This window comes from Streptomyces sp. NPDC003456 (genome assembly GCF_042878735.1).
Taxonomy (GTDB): Bacteria; Actinomycetota; Actinomycetes; order Streptomycetales; family Streptomycetaceae; genus Streptomyces.
On sequence record NZ_JBIAOK010000005.1, the window covers coordinates 81,174 to 102,257 of the forward strand.

14 protein-coding genes are annotated in these 21,084 nt (G+C 71.7%); 11 read left to right on the forward strand and 3 right to left on the reverse strand.

The window, feature by feature from the left end; translation table 11 throughout:
• Positions 1–50 precede the first annotated feature (50 nt).
• On the forward strand, positions 51–680 hold the full coding sequence (locus ACFYWG_RS21400; RefSeq protein WP_383509144.1) for a hypothetical protein: 630 nt from the start codon (positions 51–53) through the stop codon (positions 678–680).
• Positions 681–1,009: 329 nt separating this feature from the next.
• On the opposite strand, the gene ACFYWG_RS21405 is transcribed toward ACFYWG_RS21400, so the two are convergent.
• Together ACFYWG_RS21405 and ACFYWG_RS21410 are read right to left on the reverse strand one after the other, a co-directional pair.
• Positions 1,010–1,621 carry a hypothetical protein gene (locus tag ACFYWG_RS21405; protein ID WP_383509147.1) on the reverse strand — a complete coding sequence of 204 codons (612 nt, stop codon included), beginning with the start codon at positions 1,619–1,621 and terminating at the stop codon, positions 1,010–1,012.
• 439 nt (positions 1,622–2,060) lie between these two features.
• Positions 2,061–4,226, reverse strand: a complete 2,166-nt coding sequence (locus tag ACFYWG_RS21410; protein WP_389202868.1) for a RecQ family ATP-dependent DNA helicase — start codon at positions 4,224–4,226, stop codon at positions 2,061–2,063.
• Between the two features lie 164 nt (positions 4,227–4,390).
• Between ACFYWG_RS21410 and ACFYWG_RS21415 the strand changes: the two genes are divergently transcribed.
• The 7 genes from ACFYWG_RS21415 (at position 4,391) to ACFYWG_RS21445 (ending at position 15,783) form a co-directional block, all read left to right on the forward strand.
• On the forward strand, positions 4,391–6,127 hold the full coding sequence (locus ACFYWG_RS21415; protein WP_389202871.1) for a DUF4192 domain-containing protein: 1,737 nt from the start codon (positions 4,391–4,393) through the stop codon (positions 6,125–6,127).
• A 377-nt stretch (positions 6,128–6,504) separates the two neighbouring features.
• The gene (locus tag ACFYWG_RS21420; protein ID WP_389202873.1) at positions 6,505–8,424 is read left to right on the forward strand and encodes a glycogen debranching N-terminal domain-containing protein; all 1,920 of its coding nucleotides are present in this window, start codon (positions 6,505–6,507) and stop codon (positions 8,422–8,424) included.
• A 131-nt stretch (positions 8,425–8,555) separates the two neighbouring features.
• On the forward strand, positions 8,556–9,314 hold the full coding sequence (locus tag ACFYWG_RS21425) for an NUDIX domain-containing protein (protein ID WP_376327556.1): 759 nt from the start codon (positions 8,556–8,558) through the stop codon (positions 9,312–9,314).
• A gap of 130 nt (positions 9,315–9,444) precedes the next feature.
• Positions 9,445–11,547, forward strand: coding sequence for an ATP-binding cassette domain-containing protein (locus ACFYWG_RS21430; protein ID WP_389202876.1), 2,103 nt, complete (start codon positions 9,445–9,447; stop codon positions 11,545–11,547).
• A gap of 161 nt (positions 11,548–11,708) precedes the next feature.
• Positions 11,709–12,596: a FadR/GntR family transcriptional regulator gene (locus ACFYWG_RS21435; RefSeq protein WP_376327553.1), complete on the forward strand. Its 888-nt coding sequence runs from the start codon at positions 11,709–11,711 to the stop codon at positions 12,594–12,596.
• A gap of 690 nt (positions 12,597–13,286) precedes the next feature.
• Positions 13,287–14,828, forward strand: coding sequence for an RNA polymerase sigma factor (locus tag ACFYWG_RS21440; protein ID WP_383509163.1), 1,542 nt, complete (start codon positions 13,287–13,289; stop codon positions 14,826–14,828).
• Positions 14,829–14,961: 133 nt separating this feature from the next.
• The gene (locus ACFYWG_RS21445) at positions 14,962–15,783 is read left to right on the forward strand and encodes a S1 family peptidase (protein WP_389202878.1); all 822 of its coding nucleotides are present in this window, start codon (positions 14,962–14,964) and stop codon (positions 15,781–15,783) included.
• Positions 15,784–15,916: 133 nt separating this feature from the next.
• Here the strand turns inward: ACFYWG_RS21445 and ACFYWG_RS21450 are convergent, their stop codons facing one another.
• Positions 15,917–16,147, reverse strand: coding sequence for a hypothetical protein (locus tag ACFYWG_RS21450; RefSeq protein ID WP_376327548.1), 231 nt, complete (start codon positions 16,145–16,147; stop codon positions 15,917–15,919).
• A 440-nt stretch (positions 16,148–16,587) separates the two neighbouring features.
• Between ACFYWG_RS21450 and ACFYWG_RS21455 the strand changes: the two genes are divergently transcribed.
• From ACFYWG_RS21455 to ACFYWG_RS21465, 3 genes are all read left to right on the forward strand, one after another.
• A complete protein-coding gene (locus ACFYWG_RS21455; protein ID WP_383506437.1) occupies positions 16,588–18,711 on the forward strand; it encodes a type IIA DNA topoisomerase subunit B in 2,124 nt (707 codons plus the stop codon).
• A gap of 201 nt (positions 18,712–18,912) precedes the next feature.
• Positions 18,913–19,464, forward strand: a complete 552-nt coding sequence (locus ACFYWG_RS21460; RefSeq protein WP_383506434.1) for a DUF485 domain-containing protein — start codon at positions 18,913–18,915, stop codon at positions 19,462–19,464.
• A complete protein-coding gene (locus ACFYWG_RS21465; RefSeq protein ID WP_389202881.1) occupies positions 19,461–21,053 on the forward strand; it encodes a cation acetate symporter in 1,593 nt (530 codons plus the stop codon). The genes ACFYWG_RS21460 and ACFYWG_RS21465 overlap by 4 nt, the downstream gene beginning before the upstream one ends.
• The last annotated feature ends 31 nt before the right edge of the window (positions 21,054–21,084 follow it).

Here is a 21,084-nt window from a genome sequence, read left to right on the forward strand (position 1 = left end):
CGCACCACCCGCCGACGCGGGTCGCACCAACGTTTGATAAATATCAACCCATGCCTCTCATTCCCGAGGAGCCTCAGATTCACGAGAGTGCCCAGGGTCCCCGCGCCACTCCGGCCAGTGGCCGCATCGCGCCGACCCCCCGTCCCGTACCCGGCCCCCGTCCCGCGGCACCGCCGCGTCCCGGTCGTCCAGGGCCTCTCCGGCCCGCGCCGCCGGCGCAGCGCACACCGCGTGATGTGGCCGCCAAGCCCGCTCCGGCGGGTCCCGTCCCCGGCACGGCGGCTCCCGCCGCACCGCAGATCCAGCTGATCCCCGCTTCCGCCGAAGGCGCGCTCGACGCTGCCGAGGAGGCCGTGGACCTGCTGCTGGACTCCGGTCGAGCCCCCGGCGAGGTGCTGGTCATCACGACCGGTGAACAGCATCCGTGGGCCGCTCACGAGCTGTCCTTCGGTGAAGCCTCCTACTGGGCCCAGCACGACGCCGGTGACGACGTCTTCTACACGGACGCGACCGTCGCCGCCCGTGCCGGGTCGCGCCCGGTCGTCGTGGTCGCCGTCAACGGCGGCGACGAGCCCGCCGCGGTCGGCGCCCTGTCGCTGGCGCACTCCCGGGCCAAGGCCCTGCTGATCGTGTGCGGGGACCCGCAGCGGATCAACTCCGTGCTCGGCGCCGGCGTCTGACCCGTAGTACGAGGTCCTTCCCGGGTGCCGGCGTCGACACAGAGCCGGTGCCGACGGCTTCGCACGGTGGGCGGTTCGGTGTGCCCGAACGCCGTTCACCAGGCTGGTGACGGTGCCGGGCAGGGGCCCTGAGGGCCCAGGGGCGGGACGTCCGGGCTGCAGCGCCCGGAGGGACGCCGCCGTCGCCCGGGTCAGGGCCTCCAGGTAGCCCTTCGGTCGAATCGAGGGGCCCGGCCCGGCCGCCGTGCTGTGAGCGGACCGCCGTTCCGTGCGGGCGCGCCGTGTGAGACGGGTGGCCCCGGTTCGAGCCGGGGCGGTCCGTCAGGCGGTCAGCGCGCGGCCGCGGCGCGGCGCAGTATCTCGGAGGCGGCGCCCCCGGCACGAGGTGCGGGCGGCGGTGCCTCGGACATGGCGAAGGGTTCCGGTTCCGAGGCCGAGTGGGGACGGCGCCCGCCACGTCCCTCGCCGAGAACCTGCCAGCCGTCACGGGTCAGGGTGATGTAGGCGCCGCAGCGCAGCCCGTGCAGGGTGCAGGCGTCACGCAGCCCCCACATCCACGCGCCGTCCTCCTCCGTCCAACGGGCGTCGCCCTCACGGCAGTAGAGCAGCACCGCGGTGCGTACCGGCGTACGGCGGCGCAGGTCGTGCGGAATGATCCGACGCAGTTGGGCGAGCAGCACGTTGCGGAACATCCAGCCGTCGGCGGCTGCCGGGCGGCGGACGAACGAGGCGCTGGCGCGCAGTCGTTCGTCCGGGTCGAGCACGGCGACGACCGCGGTCGCCGGCTGGGGATGGTGCCGCGCATGCAGTCCGCTGACGACCTCACGCGGGTCGCGCAGCAAAGGGATACCGGCGGCGGCCCATTCCGCGGGCTCGAGCAAGCGATTGGCGGCGGCGGGCGTCGGTGCCGCTGCCGAGGCCGGAGCGAATCCGAAGGTCACGGTCCTCCCTTCGGCTACGCGCCCACACTGCGGGCGGGGTCGGATTCCTGGGAGCGCGCACCGCGGCGAAGCCCTGCCTGAGCGGCGGACGAGCCGTGCGGGGAGCGGACCTCAATTGTTCCTGTCGAACTTGGATGCGGCAACGAGCAATTGAGGCAGCCGACCGTTATCAGATGATGCGCGGCTAATATCCCTGTCGCGTGGTGCACCGGTCCGCCCATGGGGCGTTCGAGCCCGATACGTTCGTACGCCACGGACCTGCGCGGCGTCCAGAGGTGTGCGGGTCCTGCCATGCCAAGCCGTGCGTCCTGGCGTGTCCGGTCGTGCGTCCCGCCGTTGTCGGGCCGCGCGTCCTGGCGAGCCACCCGGTGACGGCCGGGCGGCCCCGGCCGTCAGGGCGCACACCGGTACTTCCGGGCACGGCGCCGCTGGACCCTCGTCATCCCTGCACCGCCAGGACCAGGGGCAACACCGCCTGCGCGCCCGCGCGTCGGAGCAGGCGGGCCGCGACGGCGAGGGTCCAGCCGGTCTCCGTGTAGTCGTCCACCAGAAGGACCGGGCCGTGGGCCTCCGCCAGCGCGGACGCGAGGGCGGGCGACACGGTGAGAGCGCCGTCGAGTGCCTTCAGGCGCTGAGCGCTGTTGCTGCGGGAAACCGAGTGGGCGTCGCCCGTGTGCTCGACGGTGCCCAGCAACGGCAGCCGTCCGACCTCCGCGATGCGCGATCCCAGGGAGCGGATCAGCTCGGGCCGGATGCGGGAGGCGACGGTGACGACGCCGACCGGGCGAGGCTGGGCGTCCGGTGCGCCCGGGGCCCAGCCGCCGGGGCCCCTCGCCCAGTCGGCCAGGACGCCCACGACGGCCTTCGCCACGTCGTCCGGCACGGGACCGTCAGCGGCCTGGGGCGCGAACATGGGACGCAGCCGGTTGCCCCAGCCGATGTCCGACAGGCGGCCCAGGGCGCGACCGGGCGCGGCCTGCTCACCGGCCGGAATGCGGCCCTTGAGGTCCACTCCGATGGCAGGGAGACCGGTGGGCCACATCCTGCGCGGCTCCACCTCGACACCCGCCCGGCCCAGGTCCACGCGCGCCGCGTCGAGTGCCTCCTCGGACATGTCCGCCGTGAAGCGCGGCCCCGCGCAGTTGTCGCAGCGTCCGCACGGCTTGGCCCCCTCGTCGTCCAGCTGGCGCTGCAGGAACTCCATGCGGCACTCCGTCGTGGACGCGTACGCGCGCATGGCCTGCTGCTCGGCCTCGCGCTGGCGCGCCACCCAGGCGTAGCGCTCTGCGTCGTACGTCCACGGCTGCCCGGTCGCGATCCAGCCGCCCTTGACCCGCTTCACGGCTCCGTCCACGTCGAGGACCTTGAGCATCGTCTCCAGGCGGGAGCGACGCAGCTCCACCAGGGGTTCGAGCGCGGGCAACGACAGGGGCTTCTCCGCCCGGGCGAGGAGATCGAGAGTGCGGCGCACCAGGTCCTCCGAGGGGAACGCCAGCGACGCGAAGTACTTCCAGATCGCCTCGTCCTCCGCGCCCGGCAGCAGGAGCACCTCCGCGTGTTCCACTCCGCGTCCCGCGCGCCCGACCTGCTGGTAGTAGGCGATGGGTGAGGACGGCGAGCCGAGGTGCACCACGAAACCGAGGTCGGGCTTGTCGAAGCCCATGCCGAGGGCGGACGTGGCGACCAGCGCCTTCACCTTGTTGGCGAGCAGGTCCTCCTCAGCCTGCTGGCGATCGGCGTTCTCCGTCTTACCGGTGTAGGACGCCACGGTGTGCCCGCGCTGCCGGAGGAAGGCGGTGACCTCCTCGGCCGCGGCCACGGTGAGCGTGTAGATGATGCCGGAGCCGGGCAGCTCGTCGAGATGCTCGGCCAGCCAGCCCATCCGGTGGGCCGCGTCGGGGAGTCGCAGCACACCGAGACTCAGGCTGTCCCGGTCCAGCGGGCCCCGCAGTACGAGGGCGTCCGAGGCACCTCCGGTGCCGAGCTGCTCCGCCACATCGGCGGTCACACGGGCGTTGGCCGTGGCGGTGGTCGCGAGTACGGGGACACCGGGCGGGAGGTCGGCGAGCATCGTGCGCAGCCGGCGGTAGTCCGGCCGGAAGTCGTGCCCCCAGTCGGAGATGCAGTGGGCCTCGTCCACCACGAGCAGGCCGGTGGCGGCGGCGAGCCGGGGCAGCACCTGGTCCCGGAAGTCCGGGTTGTTCAGCCGCTCGGGACTCACGAGCAGGACGTCCACCTCGCCCGCCGCGATCTCGTCCTGGACGGAGTCCCACTCCTCGGTGTTGGCCGAGTTGATCGTCCGGGCGTGGATGCCGGCCCGGGCCGCGGCCTCCACCTGGTTCCGCATGAGGGCGAGCAGAGGGGAGACGATGACTGTCGGGCCGCTGCCCTGTGCCCGCAGCAGCGAGGTCGCCACGAAGTACACCGCGGACTTGCCCCAGCCGGTCCGCTGCACGACGAGGGCACGGCGTCTGTCGGCGACCAGCGCCTCGATCGCCCGCCACTGGTCCTCGCGCAGCCGGGCCTCTCCGGACGGGTCGCCGACGAGACGGGCGAGGACCGTGTCGGCCGCCGCCCGGAGTTCCGCGTTGCTCGTGTGCTCCATGCGTCCCATACAACAGGACCGCACTGACAGCGCGAGCCGGTGATGGGGGTGATTGAGACGTCGGATGTCCATACGCCGGGACCAGCGCGAGTCGGTGACGTGTACCTGCCCGCACTTATCCACAGGCTCAAGCGAAGGGTCGCATTCCGCGAGATCGTCTTCGCATGACGAACCACGGCGAAGCGACCGGATCCTCCGAAAACGGCGATATCACTGAAGACGCCCAGCACATCGGGCCCGCCGCGCACCCGAGCGGCGGACGAGAGAGGCGACAGAAGGACGGGCCCGACCTGCCCGCAGCGGACGCCCCGCACGACGTGCGCAGCGTGCCGGCGGCGGACACCGCATACGACGGCCCGGGCGAGCACCAGGTCACCCTGCGCACCCCGGCCGAGCTCGCCGACGCCCTGCCCTACCTGCTCGGATATCGCCCCGAGGACAGCATCGTCCTGGTCGCCCTGCACGACAGGGACGGACGCGGGCGGTTCGGCGGGCGGGCGCGGCTCGGGATTCCGGCGAACGCGGACGACTGGCCGTCCGCAGCCCGGCAACTGGCCCACGGCTTGGTCCGCGGCAGCGAGCGCCGGGGCAGGCGGCCCGAGTCGATGGTCGCCTTCCTGTGCCAGGAACCGGGCAGGGGTGAGACCGGTCGGCAAGTCATGGAGCGGCTGAGGCCGCTCGCGCAACGGCTGCGGACCGAGTGCGGCTCCCTCGATGCCGTCGTGGTCGAGGCTCTGTGCATCTCGGAGGGACGCTACTGGTCCTACTGCTGTGACAACGCGGCCTGCTGCTCGCCCGAGGGCGCCCGCATGGGCCTCCCCGGCACCTCCGTCCTGGCGGCCGCCGCCACTTATGCCGGCATTCAGGTGCGCGGCACCCTCCGGGAACTGCGGGCGCGGCTGCTGCCCTGGGAGAGCGCGGCCGCTCTGGAGCAGGAAGCCGCACTCGACAAGGCCAGCATGGAGCTGGTTCCGAGGATCCTGGACGACGCGGGCAGGGCCGCTGTGGCAGAGGACACCCTGGAACTGGCAGCCGCCGTTCTGGACCGCTTCGCCGAGGCCCGACCCGTGTCCGGGACACTGTTGGCGGACCTCCGCGACGACGAACTGCTGGGCTGCGACGAGGCCGCGAAGCTGCTGCTGGGACTGCAGGACCGCTCCACCCGCGACCGTGCGGCCGAGTGGATGGAGGGCGACGAGGCCGGCTCCGCCCTGCGCCTGTGGCGTTCATTGGCCCGCCGGTGCGTAGGGCCCTACGGCGAGCACGCCGCGGCGCCGCTCACCCTCGCCGGCTGGGTCGCCTGGTCCACCGGCGACGAACTGGAGGCCCGGGAGGCCCTCGCCATGGCTCTGGGCGCGGACCCCGACTATCTCTTCGCCCGCCTGCTGCACCAGGCCTGCAACGAAGGGCTCGACCCCGAATCCATCCGCAGGTGCCTGCGATCGGAGCGGACGGGTCGCGCGCCGGCCGGTGCCACCGGCATGTCACAGAAGTCGGGCGATCAGATCCAGGCGGGTGATCAGCCGCGCGGAAGCGGCCGAGCCCAGGCGAACGGCCAGGCATCGATCAACTCCGACACGATCGCAGCCGAGCCGGCACCCGCTCAGCCACCCGCTCGGCGCCGCCGACGTGCACGTACCGCTCTCGGAAGCACTGTCGGCCGCACCGTCCCGGCTGCTCGTGACCAGGGAGCTCGGCGTCCCGGCCGCACACCGGCAGAGAGCACGCGGCCCGGCCGCCGTCGCCCGACGGCGGCGGACACGGCTCGAATCCTCGGCGCGAACGCAGCCCCGCGTGCGGACATCGCGCCCCCCTCTTTGCTCAAGAGCTCGCCCGCGCCCTGCCGCGCAAGCAACGGAGAGGGCGTGGAGCCCGGCCCCGCAGCCGAGGAGAAGGAGTGACCACCAGCCGGGCGACAACCCCGTGCAGCAAGCGGCAGCCATGTGGGCGTGACTCCGAGGGCCCCCTCACCGTTCACCTGAGTGGTGGAACACCTGGACGAGGTGGGACGCCGCATCGCCCCTGCTCCGTTCGAGCCCTCCAGCGTGGATCCCGATCCAGGCGCACAGAGCGCAGAGGAAGCCTTTCGATGCACCAGCGGACTCCGTCCTCCTCGGCCCCTGACGACTCCTCTCTGCATCGGCCCGCACGCTCAACGGCGCGGTCGGTCCGGCCGGAACCCCCACGGCAGATGCATCAGGCCCCCGCCGCTCCACCCCGGGGCGGCGCGACGGCGGGGCAGCGTCGCACGGGAGACCTGCCTCCGGTCCACTCGCTCATGATCTGCGTGGCGCTGCCCGGACTGGCCATCTCGACGGAAGCAGGCCAGTTGACCGGCCGAGGGCTGGAAGGTTTCTACCGTGCCGGCCGCCGGGTGCTCTCCCGCTGCGAGGTCCGCGTGGCCGGGCAGGAACCCCTCCCGGTGCAGGCCCTTCTGGCCACGGCCGATCGCGCCCGGTTCGTCGGCACGCTCCGTACCCCCGCGCAGACGGGCCCGGACCCGGACATCTGCGTCGAGCGGAACCGCTTCGCCGACGGCACGGAGCGGATCACCCTGCACAGTTCCGCACCCCGTCCGCTGCGGGTGCCGGTCGAGGTGGCACTGGGCACGGACCTCGCCGACCTGCGGGCCATCGCCTCCGGCGAGACGGGGCCGGAACTCCCGGCCGGCGTCCACGGCTCGGGCCTGCGCTGGTCCTGCGCGGCCGGCACCGCCACCGTGACCGCCGAGCCACCGCCCGCGGACGCCCTGGCCTCGACGGGATTGCTGCGGTGGGAACTGCTCCTGCCACCTGGCGGCAGCACGAGTCTCGAACTGCGCGTGCGCCCGGACGGAGCGGGCCCGATGCGCACCGCGGGCCGTGTGGCGACAAGCCCTCTCGCCCCCGCACGTGCGGAGGGCGACGACCCCAGAGCCGCCACCCTTCTCCGGACGAGCATCGAGGACCTCCAAGCGCTCCTGCTGCGTGACGCCGCCCACCCCGGCGACGTCCACCTCGCCGCCGGCGTCCCCTGGCGATGCGGCCCGGCTCCCGCGGACGCGCTCGTGGCAGCGCGAATGGTGCTGCCGCTCGGCACCGGTCTGGCCGGGGGCACGCTGCGCGCCCTCGCCCGGACGCAACTCGCCGGCCCGGGACCGACGGCGGGGATGATCCCGGGGCCGCGACGGGACGCGGGTCCGCACCTCCCCCCGCAGTGCACGGGCACTGAGGCCACCCTGCTGTTCCCCGTGCTGCTCGCCGAGGCGCGCCGCTGGGGACTGCCCGAACAGGAGGCGGAGGAGTTGCTCCCTGCCGCCGAGCGGTGCCTGAACTGGCTGCGGAGATTTGTGGGCGACGGCCTCTACCTGCGGGACGCCCACCCGGGGGGCCTCGTCCGCTGCGAAACCCAGGCGCATGCTCACCGGGCGGCGCTGCTCGGCGCCGACCTCCTCGATGCCGGTGGCCGGCCGGGAGGGGAGGGCCTGCGGCAGTGGGCACAGTCCCTGCGGCATGCGTTCCGCGCGGACTTCTGGGTCGACGATCGAGGGGGAGGCCGGCCTGCTGCTGCCCGCACCCAGGACGGCAGGCCCGTGTCCCCCCTGGGTGCCTGTGCCGTCCACCTCCTCGACACCGGGTTGCTGGGACGCGGGGAGCCGGCCCCTGGCCTGCTCGACAAGGTGCAGACGGAGCACCTCGCCCGGCTGCTCGGAGGCCCCCTCATGGACTCCGGGTGGGGCCTGCGCGGCCTGGGAGCCAAGGAGCCCGGCCACAACCCGTTCGGCCACCGCGCCGGTGCCGTGCGGATACAGGAGACGGCACTCGCTGTGGCCGGGCTGGCCGCCGCGAACTACGAGAAGGAGGCGGTAGCACTCCTGCGCGGTGTCCTCGCCGCCGCGGAAACCTTCGCCTACCGGCTGCCCGAGATGTACGCGGGGGAGCAGCGCACCGAGGGCAGCGCGCCGCTGCCGCACCCGGCGGCCTGTCGCCCCGCCGCGATCCCGGCGGCGGCAGGAGTACTGCTGCTGACCACGCTCGCCGGCATCCGCCCGGACGCTCCGGCCGGCACGGTGACCCTCCGCCCCATGCGCAGTGCCCCTCTGGGAGAGATCGGATTCACCGGATTACGGGTGGCCGGAGCACCCTTTTCCGTACGGGTCAGTCGACTCGGTCTCGCCATGGTCGAAGAAGCGGCCGACGGACTCCAACTGGGGGTGTGACCAGCCAAGACCTGTCATCGTCGGACAACGGTCACCACGCGGCGACGCCCATACCGATCCGAAGCGGATCAATGATCGGCGGAACCGGCGAAGGGAGTGTTTATCGTCAGGCAGACGACTATGATCGCGGCATGCCCTACGACCCGTCAGCGTTCCCGCCCTTCGCCGTCACCGTGGACCTGGTCGTGCTGACCGTGCGCCGCCACGCCCTGTGTGCGCTGGCGGTACGCAGGGGCGAACCGCCGTTCCAGGGCCGGTGGGCGCTGCCCGGCGGTTTCGTACGGGCCGACGAGGACCTGGCGCAGGCCGCGGCGCGCGAACTCGCGGAGGAGACCGGGCTGCGTGTCCACGACCCCTCCGTCCCCACCCAGGACAACGGCGCGCACCTGGAGCAGCTCGCCACCTACGGCGATCCCAAGCGGGACCCCAGAATGCGGGTCGTGAGCGTCGCACATCTCGCCCTGGCACCCGATCTGCCCGCGCCCCGGGCAGGAGGCGACGCCAGCAACGCACGGTGGGCGCCGGTGGAGGAGCTGTTGCAGCAGGGCGGTATCGGACGCGACGCGGAACTGGTCGACCCTCTCGCCTTCGACCACGCGCAGATCCTCGCGGACGGTGTGGAGCGGGCCCGTTCCAAGATCGAGTACTCGTCGCTGGCAACAGCCTTCTGCCCGCCGGAGTTCACGGTGGGGGAGCTGCGCCGGGTGTACGAGGCGGTGTGGGGCGTGGCACTGGACCCTCGCAACTTCCACCGCAAGGTCACGGGCACCCCGGGTTTCCTCGTCCCCACCGGTGGGACGACCACGCGCCAGGGCGGGCGCCCCGCGCAGCTCTTCCGGGCGGGTGGCGCGACCCTTCTCAACCCCCCGATGCTGCGCCCCGAAGTCTGACCGCAGGCACGCGTACGGGCGACAGCGGGAGACGCAGCCTGCACACACGGGCCGGCAGCCACGTTGCACCATGCCCTGCGCGCATCGGTGCTGCCCGAAAAACCGGACATAGCGCGCTATCTTGCTGCGGGTGATCGAGGCCTTCGGACTGACCAGCAAGCCCCGCAAAGAGCTCCCGCCCGCAGCCGACGACGTCTCCTTCGAGGCGCGAGCAGGCCGCGTCACCGTGCTGCTCGGAGCACCGGGTGCCGGCAAGACGACGGTGCTCAGACTCATGCTCGGACTCCAACACGGCCGTGGCATCACGCACTTCCGCGGCCGCCCGCTGCACCGCATCGCCCACCCCTCACGCGAGGTCGGAGTGCTGCTGGGCGATGTGCCGGGGCACCCGGCCCGCACGGTCCGCGGTCATCTGCGCATGCTGTGCGCGGCTGTGGGTGTTCCGGTCCGGCGCTCGGACGAAGTCCTGGAGGCCGTCGGCCTGGTGAGTCTGCGCGACGAGCGTCTCGGCACGCTCTCCCGTGGCATGGACCGCCGACTGGGCGTCGCGTGCGCCCTCCTGGCCGACCCGCACACTCTCGTCCTCGACGGCCCGACCGCAGGGCTGTCGGTCCGCGAGAGCGCCTGGATGCACGACACGCTGCGCGCGCACGCCGACCAGGGCGGCACGGTCCTGTTCAGCACGGCCGACCCCAAGGAGGCCGCTCGCGCCGCAGATCACGTCGTCACCCTCGAACGGGGCCGGCTCGTGACCGACCAGGAAGCCGCGGAGTTCGCACGCACCCGACTGCGACCCCGGGTCGCCGTACGCAGTCCGCACGCGGTCCGTCTGGCGACACTCCTGGCCAAGCAGGCGCGCACCGCGCAGCGTTCCGTCGAGGTCGTGCGTGAGGGCGGCAACCGCCTTTCCGTCTACGGCAGCAACTGTGCCGACATCGGCGAGATCGCCTTCCGCCATGGCATCGTCGTGCACCAACTCGCCGACGAGGTGGGCGATATGGGGCCAGGTGCGGGCGGCGGCCTTCCCGGCGGCGCGCCGCCGACGCCTGATGACCTCACGGCCGACAGGCCTGTCACCGCAGAGGTCTTGGAACCAGAGTTGGCCGAGCCGCAGCCGGCGGTCGAGGCACAGCCGACCGCGCAGCAGCAGCCGGCCACCGAAACGCGGTCGGCCGCGAACCAGATGCCGACCTCAGAGGTGCGCCCGGCCACTGATCAGCAGCCGCTTCCCGCGCCGCAACCAGCCTCGGAACAACCGTCGGGCCCAGCAGCTCAGCCACCCACTGAATCGCCCCAGACCAGGACAGTCCTGCAGGCGGGCCACCTCTCACCCACTGGCTCCGTGCATGGGGAGCAGCCCCCGTCCACCGCCGCCACCCCCGCCCCCGAGCCCCACGCCGCTCGCACCCCCCGACCCCGGATGCAACTGCCCCCTCTACCGCCGCCCATCTCCGTCCGCCCCGCGCCCAGCCCTCTCCGCCCGCTCCGCTACGAGATCCGTCGAGCCGCCGGAGTGGGGACCGGCTTCCTCACCGGGGCCGTCGTGCTCGTCGTGTCCGCCGTGACCACCGTCGTACTGGCCCGGATCGGGCACACGCCGCAGTCGCGTCTGCTCGCCGCGTGGCCGCGGGAGCTGCCCCTGCCGCCCGCCGCGCTCGGCGCGGGACTGCTCGGCGCCCTGGCCTTCGGCGACGAGTTCCGCCATCCCGCCCTCGCGGCGGACCGCGGCACCGTGCCCCGCCGCCTGGGGCTGCTGGCCGCCAAACTGGCCGTCTCCTCGGCCACCGCGCTGATCCTGGCCGTGCTGACCGTCGGCTGCGACGCCGAAGTGCTCTACCTCGTCTACGGACCGGAGCTCGCCCGGGTGCCCGAGGACTGGCTCGCGCTCGCTGCGGGCTGGATCGGCCTCGTGGTCGGCTGCGCCTGGGCGGGCGTGCTGGCGGCGGGGATCTTCCGGTCCACTTCGGCCGGGCTCGCCGCCGTAGCCGCAGTTCCCCTCCTCGTGGTGCCGGTCGTGCACAAGCTCGTGACCGGACCGTCCGTGCGAACCGCGGCCGGACTTCCCGCCCGGCTGCGCGAAGCTCTCCTTCCGCGATGGCCCTTCGGGGGAGAGAGGTACCTGGAGGCCGCGCTCGGTCTGGTGTCCCAACCGGTCGGCGGCGCCCTGACGTTGTCGCTGGCCACCCTGCTCTGCGCGTACCTGTTCACCTCGTTGCGGAGCAGGCTCAGGTGACGACTGTCCGTAACCCTTAGTTCGGCCGTGCGCACAACTCCCCGCAGAACGCCCATTTCTTTCCGATAAGGCGTCAATTGCGACGGGGTGAGCGATCACCCTTTCGTGTGCTTTTCACCAAAGACCTCAAGGGAGTTGGGGACGACGCCGACAAAGGAAGCGTGAGTACCCTTGCGCACACCATGATGACCGCCGCCCGCTCCGCCGACTCCGGCCTCGCGAACCCGGGCGAACTCGACCGCTACCCCTACGCGGAGGCGCCCGGCGTCGACCGCGTCGGGGTTCCTGCCTGGGACGGAGCGGACCACGAGCTGGGCCGCGTGGGCCGGCGCGCCGCGGGCAGCCGCGGGCGCGGACTGCACGGCCAACTCGTCCAGCAGCTGGGTCAGATGATCGTCTCCGGTGACCTGGGGGCCGACCGTCCCCTGGTCCCCGAGGAGATCGGCCAGCGTTTCGAGGTCTCCCGCACCGTCGTGCGCGAGTCCCTCCGCGTCCTGGAGGCCAAGGGCCTGGTGAGCGCCCGCCCGAACGTGGGTACGCGTGTGCGCCCCGTGAGCGACTGGAATCTGCTCGACCCGGACATCATCGAATGGCGTGCCTTCGGGCCGCAGCGCGACGACCAGCGCCGCGAGCTGAGCGAGCTGCGCTGGACGATCGAACCGCTGGCCGCCCGCCTCGCCGCCGGCCACGGGCGCGAGGACGTCCAGCAGCGCCTGGCGGACATGGTCGAGATCATGGGACACGCGATGGCCCAGGGTGACGCGCTCACCTTCTCCCGTGCCGACGCGGAGTTCCACTCGATGCTCATCCAGGTCGCGGGCAACCGCATGCTCGAGCACCTCTCGGGCATCGTGTCCGCCGCCCTGCAGGTCTCCGGCGGCCCCGTCACCGGCTGTGACCGCCCCAACGAGACGTCTCTCGCCCACCACGGCCGCATCTGCGACGCCCTCGCCACCGGCGACGGGGCGGGCGCCGAAGCGGCGATGCGCCAACTTCTCATGGTCCACCCCGAGGTGGAACGGGTGGTGCCCGCCCCGCGCGAGCACTGACCTCGTTCCGCGGGCGGCGCGGCCGGGTGTGCCACCCCCTCCTGTGGCAGTGCCCAGTCGGTGATCCGCCCCCGGTCGGACCCCGCCGGATCCCCACGATCCGGCGGGGTCCGACGGCGCTCTGGGCTTCGCCGCGAGCGCTGCAGCCCTTCCCTACGAGCGCTGCAGCCCTTCCCTGCGAGTGCCGCGGGCCTTGCTCCCGGCGTCGCGAGACCCCCTTCGGGCGATGCGGGACCCCCTCCCGGGCGATGCGGGGCCCCCAGCAGTGCGCCGGACAGGCGGTCTCTCCCCGGGCGCCAGGCAGTCGCGCTCAGGTGCGCCAGGCAGCCGCTCCGGGCCCGATGCGGCCTTGGCTCCCCGTGCCGCAGGCCCTGCTCCGGGCTCTGTGGAGCCTTCGCTCCGCCGATCCGGCCGGGCCAGTACCCTGGATGACCTCCTGTGCCCACATCCGACCGTTTTTGTTCGCTTACGGGGTGTGACTCGGGCCACGGAGATTAGGCGTAACGCTCGCGGGAAGAACGCGATGACCTAAGAGGTGACAGCCGCGGAGGGAATACGGACGTCGTTCACGGCGCTGTGCATCTCCCCGGCCCCCGCCCGCACCGTCGGCCCATCCCCAAGCCGGCGGTCGGCTCCTGTCCCCCGTGGATGGGGCCGGAAGCCGTTTTCCAACGTTCCGAGAGGTTGTTCGTGTCGGCCAGCACATCCCGTACGCTCCCGCCGGAGATCGCCGAGTCCGTCTCTGTCATGGCGCTCATTGAGCGGGGAAAGGCTGAGGGGCAGATCGCCGGCGATGACGTGCGTCGGGCCTTCGAAGCTGACCAGATTCCGGCCACTCAGTGGAAGAACGTACTGCGCAGCCTCAACCAGATCCTCGAGGAAGAGGGTGTGACGCTGATGGTCAGTGCCGCAGAGCCCAAGCGCACCCGAAAGAGCGTCGCAGCGAAGAGCCCCGCCAAGCGCACCGCCACCAAGACGGTCGCGGCCAAGGCGGTGACCACCCGGAAGGCCACTGCCACCGCCACGCCGGCGGCGCCCGCCGAGGAGCCCGCCGTCGAGGAAGAGGCCCCCGCCGCGAAGAAGGCGGCTGCCAAGAAGACCACCGCCAAGAAGACGGTCGCGAAGAAGGCGACCGCCAAGAAGACGGCGGCGAAGAAGACCACCGCCAAGAAGGACGACGCCGAGCTCCTCGAAGAGGAGGTGCTCGAGGAAGCAGCCCCCGGCAAGGCCGGCGAGGAGCCCGAGGGCACCGAGGCCGCGGGCTTCGTGCTGTCCGACGAGGACGAGGACGACGCGCCCGCGCAGCAGGTCGCGGCCGCCGGCGCCACCGCCGACCCGGTCAAGGACTACCTCAAGCAGATCGGCAAGGTCCCCCTGCTCAACGCCGAGCAGGAGGTCGAGCTCGCCAAGCGCATCGAGGCCGGTCTGTTCGCCGAGGACAAGCTGGCCAACGCCGACAAGCTCGCGCCGAAGCTCAAGCGTGAGCTGGAGATCATCGCCGAGGACGGCCGCCGCGCCAAGAACCACCTCCTGGAGGCCAACCTCCGCCTGGTGGTCTCCCTGGCCAAGCGCTACACCGGCCGCGGCATGCTGTTCCTGGACCTCATCCAGGAGGGCAACCTCGGTCTGATCCGCGCGGTCGAGAAGTTCGACTACACCAAGGGCTACAAGTTCTCCACGTACGCCACCTGGTGGATCCGTCAGGCGATCACCCGCGCCATGGCCGACCAGGCCCGCACCATCCGTATCCCGGTGCACATGGTCGAGGTCATCAACAAGCTCGCGCGCGTCCAGCGCCAGATGCTCCAGGACCTGGGCCGCGAGCCCACCCCGGAGGAGCTGGCCAAGGAGCTCGACATGACCCCCGAGAAGGTCATCGAGGTCCAGAAGTACGGCCGTGAGCCCATCTCGCTGCACACCCCGCTGGGCGAGGACGGCGACAGCGAGTTCGGTGACCTCATCGAGGATTCCGAGGCGGTCGTCCCGGCCGACGCGGTCAGCTTCACGCTCCTGCAGGAGCAGCTGCACTCCGTCCTCGACACGCTCTCCGAGCGCGAGGCGGGCGTCGTCTCGATGCGGTTCGGTCTCACCGACGGTCAGCCGAAGACCCTCGACGAGATCGGCAAGGTATACGGCGTCACGCGTGAGCGGATCCGCCAGATCGAGTCCAAGACGATGTCGAAGCTGCGCCACCCGTCGCGCTCCCAGGTGCTGCGCGACTACCTGGACTGATCACCGGCACACGGCGCGAGGCCCGGTTCCCTGCGGGGGGCCGGGCCTTTCCCGTGCCGCCCGCGCGGGTGCGAGGGGCGACGCGGTGGACCACTCTGGGTGTCTCATCGACCCCACGGAGTGAGGAGTGCGTATGCGCCGTCGCCTTGCCCGAGCTGTGGCCCTGGCAGCCGCGTTGACCGTCATACCCATGGGTGCCGGCGCCGCCGAAGCCTCCGACCGTGTCGTCATAGGCGGCTTCCCCGTGGACGTCGCACAGAGCCCCTGGACGGTGGCTCTGGCGAGCCGTGACCGGTTCGGGGGTACGCGGGCCGGGCAGTTCTGCGGAGGCGCTGTCGTGGGCCCCACCACGGTGCTCACCGCCGCCCACTGTCTCGGCCGGGAGGCGCTCGGGGGACCGCCGGAGCGCGTGCGGGACCTCAAGGTCATAGCGGGGCGCACGGATCTGGCCGACCGGTCCGGCCGGGAGATCGCCGTGCAGCGCGCCTGGGTCAACCCGGCGTACGACGGTGCGAGCAAGTCCGGTGACTTCGCCGTACTCACCCTGGCGGAACCGCTGCCCGACGAGTCGGTCATCGGGATGGCCCCGGACGGTGACCCCGCCTACACGGCGGGTGGCACGGCGACGGTGTACGGCTGGGGCGACATCACGGGCGCCGGCGAGTATCCCAGCAGTCTGCGGGCGGCACCCGTGCGTGTCCTCTCCGACGCCGCCTGCGCGGAGGCGTATCCCGGGGGAGGGAACGGCAGCTTCGACGCCCGGACCATGCTCTGCGCCGGGGAGGTGGACGGCGGCCGCGACGCCTGCCAGGGGGACAGCGGGGGGCCGCTGGTGGCCCAGGGCCGACTGATCGGGCTGGTGTCCTGGGGGATCGGCTGCGGCCGGGCAGGCAATCCCGGGGTCTACACGCGCGTGTCGGAGATCATCCGCACCCTCGGCTGGAACCAGGCATGAAAAGGCCTGCGGGGGCGTCCGGCGGAGCCTGAAGCGCCGGGCGGTGACGAGGACGGGCGGCTGCCTCTGGATGCAGAGGCAGCCGCCCGTTCACCGGCCTGTGCCGTGCTGGCTCGTCGTCGGACGCGAGGTGTCAGCGCTCTTCTTCGGAGGCAACCGCGGGAACGGCCGTGAGCCGCTCCGTCTCGTCCTGTATCTCAGCGGCGATCTTCTTGAGTTCCGGCTCGAACTTGCGCCCGTGGTGGGCGCAGAAGAGCAGCTCTCCGCCGCTGAGCAGGACGACGCGCAGGTACGCCTGGGCGCCGCAGCGGTCGCAGCGATCAGCGGCCGTCAACTGGCTCGCAGGGGTCAGAACAGTAGTCACGTCGCCTCTTCTCTAGCTCGACGAGCTGTCGTACCAGGGTCAACATCCAACCAGCCCCAAAACGTTCCCGCTCGTGGCTTTTCCTCGAAAAAATCTTGCGAGGCGGCTGTCTGCTGCCGGTTGGCGGCGAATGTGCCGTATTGCGTGTCTATGTGTCTTACGGGGCTTCGCGTGGATCGGTGGTCGGTCCTCCCGGCTGGGTTGCCGGTTGTTCATGAGGACGTGCCCGGAGCCTAAATGGTTCATGCCTCGAAGGGAACGTGATGTGTGCTTCACTCCATCGAGGGATCGAACAAGCTTACGAGTGTGGACTAGTCTGAGTTTTCGGCGAGGGTGGCGTTACAGGGCCTCTACCAGGGCTCGGTACCCTCTCACCGGTGACAGACGCCGCGCCCTTACCCACAAGGGCCCCATCTGAAATTCAGCGAGGAGCGAACCGCGTGACCGCCGATACGTCCGTGCCGTCCACAGCTCTGCTGGCAGGAGCAGACCGGGACGGTTCCAACTACACCGCGCGGCACCTGCTCGTCCTCGAGGGGCTCGAGGCCGTGCGCAAGCGCCCCGGTATGTACATCGGCTCGACCGACAGCCGTGGCCTGATGCACTGCCTCTGGGAGATCATCGACAACTCCGTCGACGAGGCCCTCGGCGGCTTCTGCGACCACATCGAGGTGATCCTCCACGACGACGGCTCGGTCGAGGTCCGGGACAACGGCCGGGGCATCCCGGTCGACGTCGAGCCCAAGACCGGCCTGTCCGGCGTCGAGGTCGTCATGACCAAGCTGCACGCCGGCGGCAAGTTCGGCGGCGGCTCCTACGCCGCCTCCGGCGGTCTGCACGGCGTCGGCGCCTCCGTGGTGAACGCCCTGTCCGCCCGCCTGGACGTCGAGGTGGACCGCGGGGGGCACGCCCACGCGATCAGCTTCCGGCGCGGTGTCCCCGGCGCCTTCTCCGGCAACGGCCCGGACGCCAAGTTCGAGGCCGGGAGCGGACTGCGCAAGGCCAAGAAGATCCCCAAGTCCCGGACCGGCACGCGCGTGCGCTACTGGGCCGACCGCCAGATCTTCCTCAAGGACGCCAAGCTCTCCCTGGAGAACCTGCACCAGCGCGCCCGCCAGACGGCCTTCCTGGTGCCCGGCCTGACCATCGTCGTACGCGACGAGTACGGGCTCGGTGAGGGCGGCAGCAAGGGCGAGGAGTCCTTCCGCTTCGACGGCGGCATCAGCGAGTTCTGCGAGTACCTGGCCACCGACAAGCCCATCTGCGACGTCCTGCGCTTCTCCGGCCAGGGCACCTTCCGGGAGACCGTCCCCGTCCTCGACGAGCACGGCCAGATGACCCCCACCCAGGTCACCCGGGAGCTCGACGTCGACGTCGCGCTCCGCTGGGGCACCGGCTACGACACGACACTGAAGTCGTTCGTGAACATCATCGCCACCCCCAAGGGCGGCACCCACGTCGCGGGCTTCGAGCAGGCCGTCGCCACGACGATGAACGAGGTGCTGCGGGCGAAGAAGCTGCTGCGTGTCGCCGAGGACGACATCGTCAAGGACGACGCCCTGGAGGGCCTCACCGCGGTCGTCACCGTGCGCCTCGCGGAGCCCCAGTTCGAGGGGCAGACCAAGGAGGTCCTCGGGACCTCGGCGGCCCGCCGCATCGTGAGCAACGTGATCAGCAAGGAACTGAAGGCGTTCCTGACCTCCACGAAGCGGGACGCGGCCCAGCAGGCCCGTGTCGTGATGGAGAAGGCCGTCGCCGCGGCCCGTACGCGCATCGCCGCCCGGCAGCACAAGGACGCCCAGCGCCGCAAGACGGCCCTGGAGTCCTCGTCCCTGCCGGCCAAGCTGGCCGACTGCCGCAGCGACGACGTGGACCGCAGCGAGCTGTTCATCGTCGAGGGGGACTCCGCGCTCGGCACGGCCAAGCTCGCGCGGAACTCCGAATTCCAGGCGCTGCTGCCGATCCGGGGCAAGATCCTCAACGTCCAGAAGTCGTCCGTGACGGACATGCTCAAGAACGCCGAGTGCGGAGCGATCATCCAGGTCATAGGAGCCGGCTCGGGCCGCACCTTCGACATCGACACCGCCCGCTACGGCAAGATCATCATGATGACCGACGCCGACGTCGACGGGTCCCACATCCGCACGCTGCTGCTGACCCTCTTCCACCGCTACATGCGGCCGATGGTCGAGGCGGGCCGGGTCTTCGCCGCGGTGCCGCCGCTGCACCGGATCGAGATCGTCCAGCCGAAGAAGGGCCAGGACAAGTACGTCTACACGTACTCGGACCGGGAACTGCGCGACAAGCTGATGGAGTTGCAGACCAAGGGCATCCGCTACAAGGACTCGATCCAGCGCTACAAGGGCCTCGGCGAGATGGACGCCGACCAGCTGGCCGAGACGACCATGGACCCGCGCCACCGCACCTTGCGCCGGATCAACCTCTCCGACCTGGAAGCCGCGGAGCAGGTCTTCGACCTGCTGATGGGCAACGACGTGGCGCCGCGCAAGGAGTTCATCTCCAACTCGGCGGCGACGCTGGACCGGTCGCGGATCGACGCGTAGGCGCGCCGTCCGGCGGGGCGGGCACCCCGGGAACGTACACCGGTGGGCACGGCGGCGGCCGTGCCCACCGGCGTATCCCCTCCCGCATTCCTCGGGATCCCGAGGGGCCCGGCACGGCCACCGGCAGGACGAGTCACCTGATGGGGTGAAGAGCACGGGGAAGAAGAGTCGGGGATCTTCCCGTTCTGTCCATCCTTGGACATGCAGTCAAGCAAGGACCGCCACCGCGGAGTCGGGGGCGGTCAGGAGAGTCCGGTCGAGCAGCTCGACGGTCATGACCCCGAACCGGCCGAGGCGGCCGGACAGCCGAGGTACGACGACCCCTGGTACGACGCACTCGCCAGCGGGTGGGGAGAGTCGGCCGACGTCCCGGTGCAGGGGATCGTCCCGGCGGCGCGGGAGGGGCAGGCCGGCGTCGCCGCCGCGGACATCTACCTGGAGGTCCAGCGCAGCCCGGCCTTCCAGGAGGTACGGCGGCGCTACCGGCGGTTCGTGGTGCCGGCCTTCGCGGCCTTCTTCGCCTGGTACGTGGGATACGTCGTGGCCGCCACCACGGCGCCGCGGCTCATGGCGCGGCCCGTGGCCGGAGCGGTGAACGTCGGGATGGCCGCGGGGCTCGGGCAGTTCCTCACCACCTTCCTGCTGACCTGGGCCTACGCCCGGCACGCCCGGCTGCGCCGGGACCGGGCCGCGCTCGAACTGCGGTGGGACACACAGGAACTGACCCGCGAGGCGAACGGGGGTGCCTCGTGACCGGTGAGCACCAGACCTTGGCGCTGCTGCTGTTCAGCGTGTTCGTCGCGGTCACCCTGGGGATCACCACATGGGTGAGCCGCAACCGGCGTGGTTCGGCCGAGGAGTTCTACGCGGGCGGGCGGCTCTTCTCCCCCATGGAGAACGGTTTTGCCATCGCGGGCGACTACATGTCGGCCGCGAGCTTCCTGGGGGTCGCCGGACTCATCGCCCTGTTCGGCTACGACGGACTGCTGTACGTGGTCGGCTTCCTGGTCGCCTGGCTGGTGGTCCTGTTCCTGGTCGCCGAACTCGTCCGCAACTGCGGGCGGTTCACCCTCGCCGACGTGGTGGCGGCGCGGATGAGGGAGCGGCCGGTGCGGATCGCGGCGGGGACGTCGTCGGTGACCGTCTCCGTGCTGTACCTGGTGGCGCAGATGGTCGGCGCGGGCAGCCTGGTGGCGCTGCTCCTCGGCGGCACGAGCGAGGCGGCCAGGTCCTGGACCGTCGTCGGGGTCGGCGTGCTCATGGTGATCTACGTGTCCCTGGGCGGCATGCGGGCCACCACGTGGATCCAGATCGTCAAGACGGTCCTGCTGCTCGGCGGCAGCGCCGCGCTGACCGTGCTCGTGTTGCTGCGCTTCCACGGCGACCTCGACCGGCTGCTGCTCACGGCGGCCGAACGCAGCGGACACGGACTGGCGTTCCTGGCACCCGGACTGAAGTACGGCGGGGACTGGACGGCCCGGTTCGACTTCATCAGCCTCGGACTGGCCCTGGTGCTGGGGACCGCGGGGCTGCCGCACATCCTGTCCCGCTTCTACACCGTGCCCACGGCCCGGGCCGCACGCCGTTCCGTGGTCTGGGCCATCGGCCTCATCGGCGGCTTCTACCTGATGACGATCGTGCTCGGATTCGGTGCGGCGGCCGTCCTGGGACCGGACGCGGTGCGCGGCTCCAGCGCGTCCGGGAACACCGCGGTTCCGCTGCTGGCGCTCGACCTCGGCGGCGGCGCCGGGTCCACGGGCGGCACGGTGCTGTTCGCGATCGTCGCCGCGGTCGCCTTCGCGACGATCCTGGCCGTGGTCGCCGGCATCACGCTCGCCTCCTCCGCGTCCGTGGCCCACGACCTGTACGCGTGCCTGCGGCGCGAGGGCGGCAAGCCGCGCAGCGAGGTGGCGGTGGCCCGGATCGCGGCCGTCGGGGTCGGGGCCGTGGCGATCGCCCTCGGACTGCTCGCCAGGGACCTCAACGTGGCGTTCCTGGTCGGCCTGGCCTTCGCCGTCGCCGCCTCGGCGAACCTCCCCGTGCTGCTCTACTCCCTGTTCTGGCGCGGCTTCACCACCCGGGGCGCGGTGTGGGCGGTCTACGGGGGGCTGATCCCCGCCGTGGTGCTCGTGGTGCTGTCCCCGGTGGTGTCGGGCAGCCCGGACGCGTTGTTCCCGGACGCCGACTTCCAGTTCTTCCCGTTGCAGAACCCGGGCCTGGTCTCGATACCGCTGGGCTTCCTCGCGGGCTGGCTCGGCACCGTCACCTCGGCGGAGGTGCCGGACGAGGCCAAGCAGGCGGAGACCGAAGTGCGGGCGCTGACCGGGGCGGGTGCGGCGTAGCAGCATCACACGTGCGCAGCCGCCCCTACGG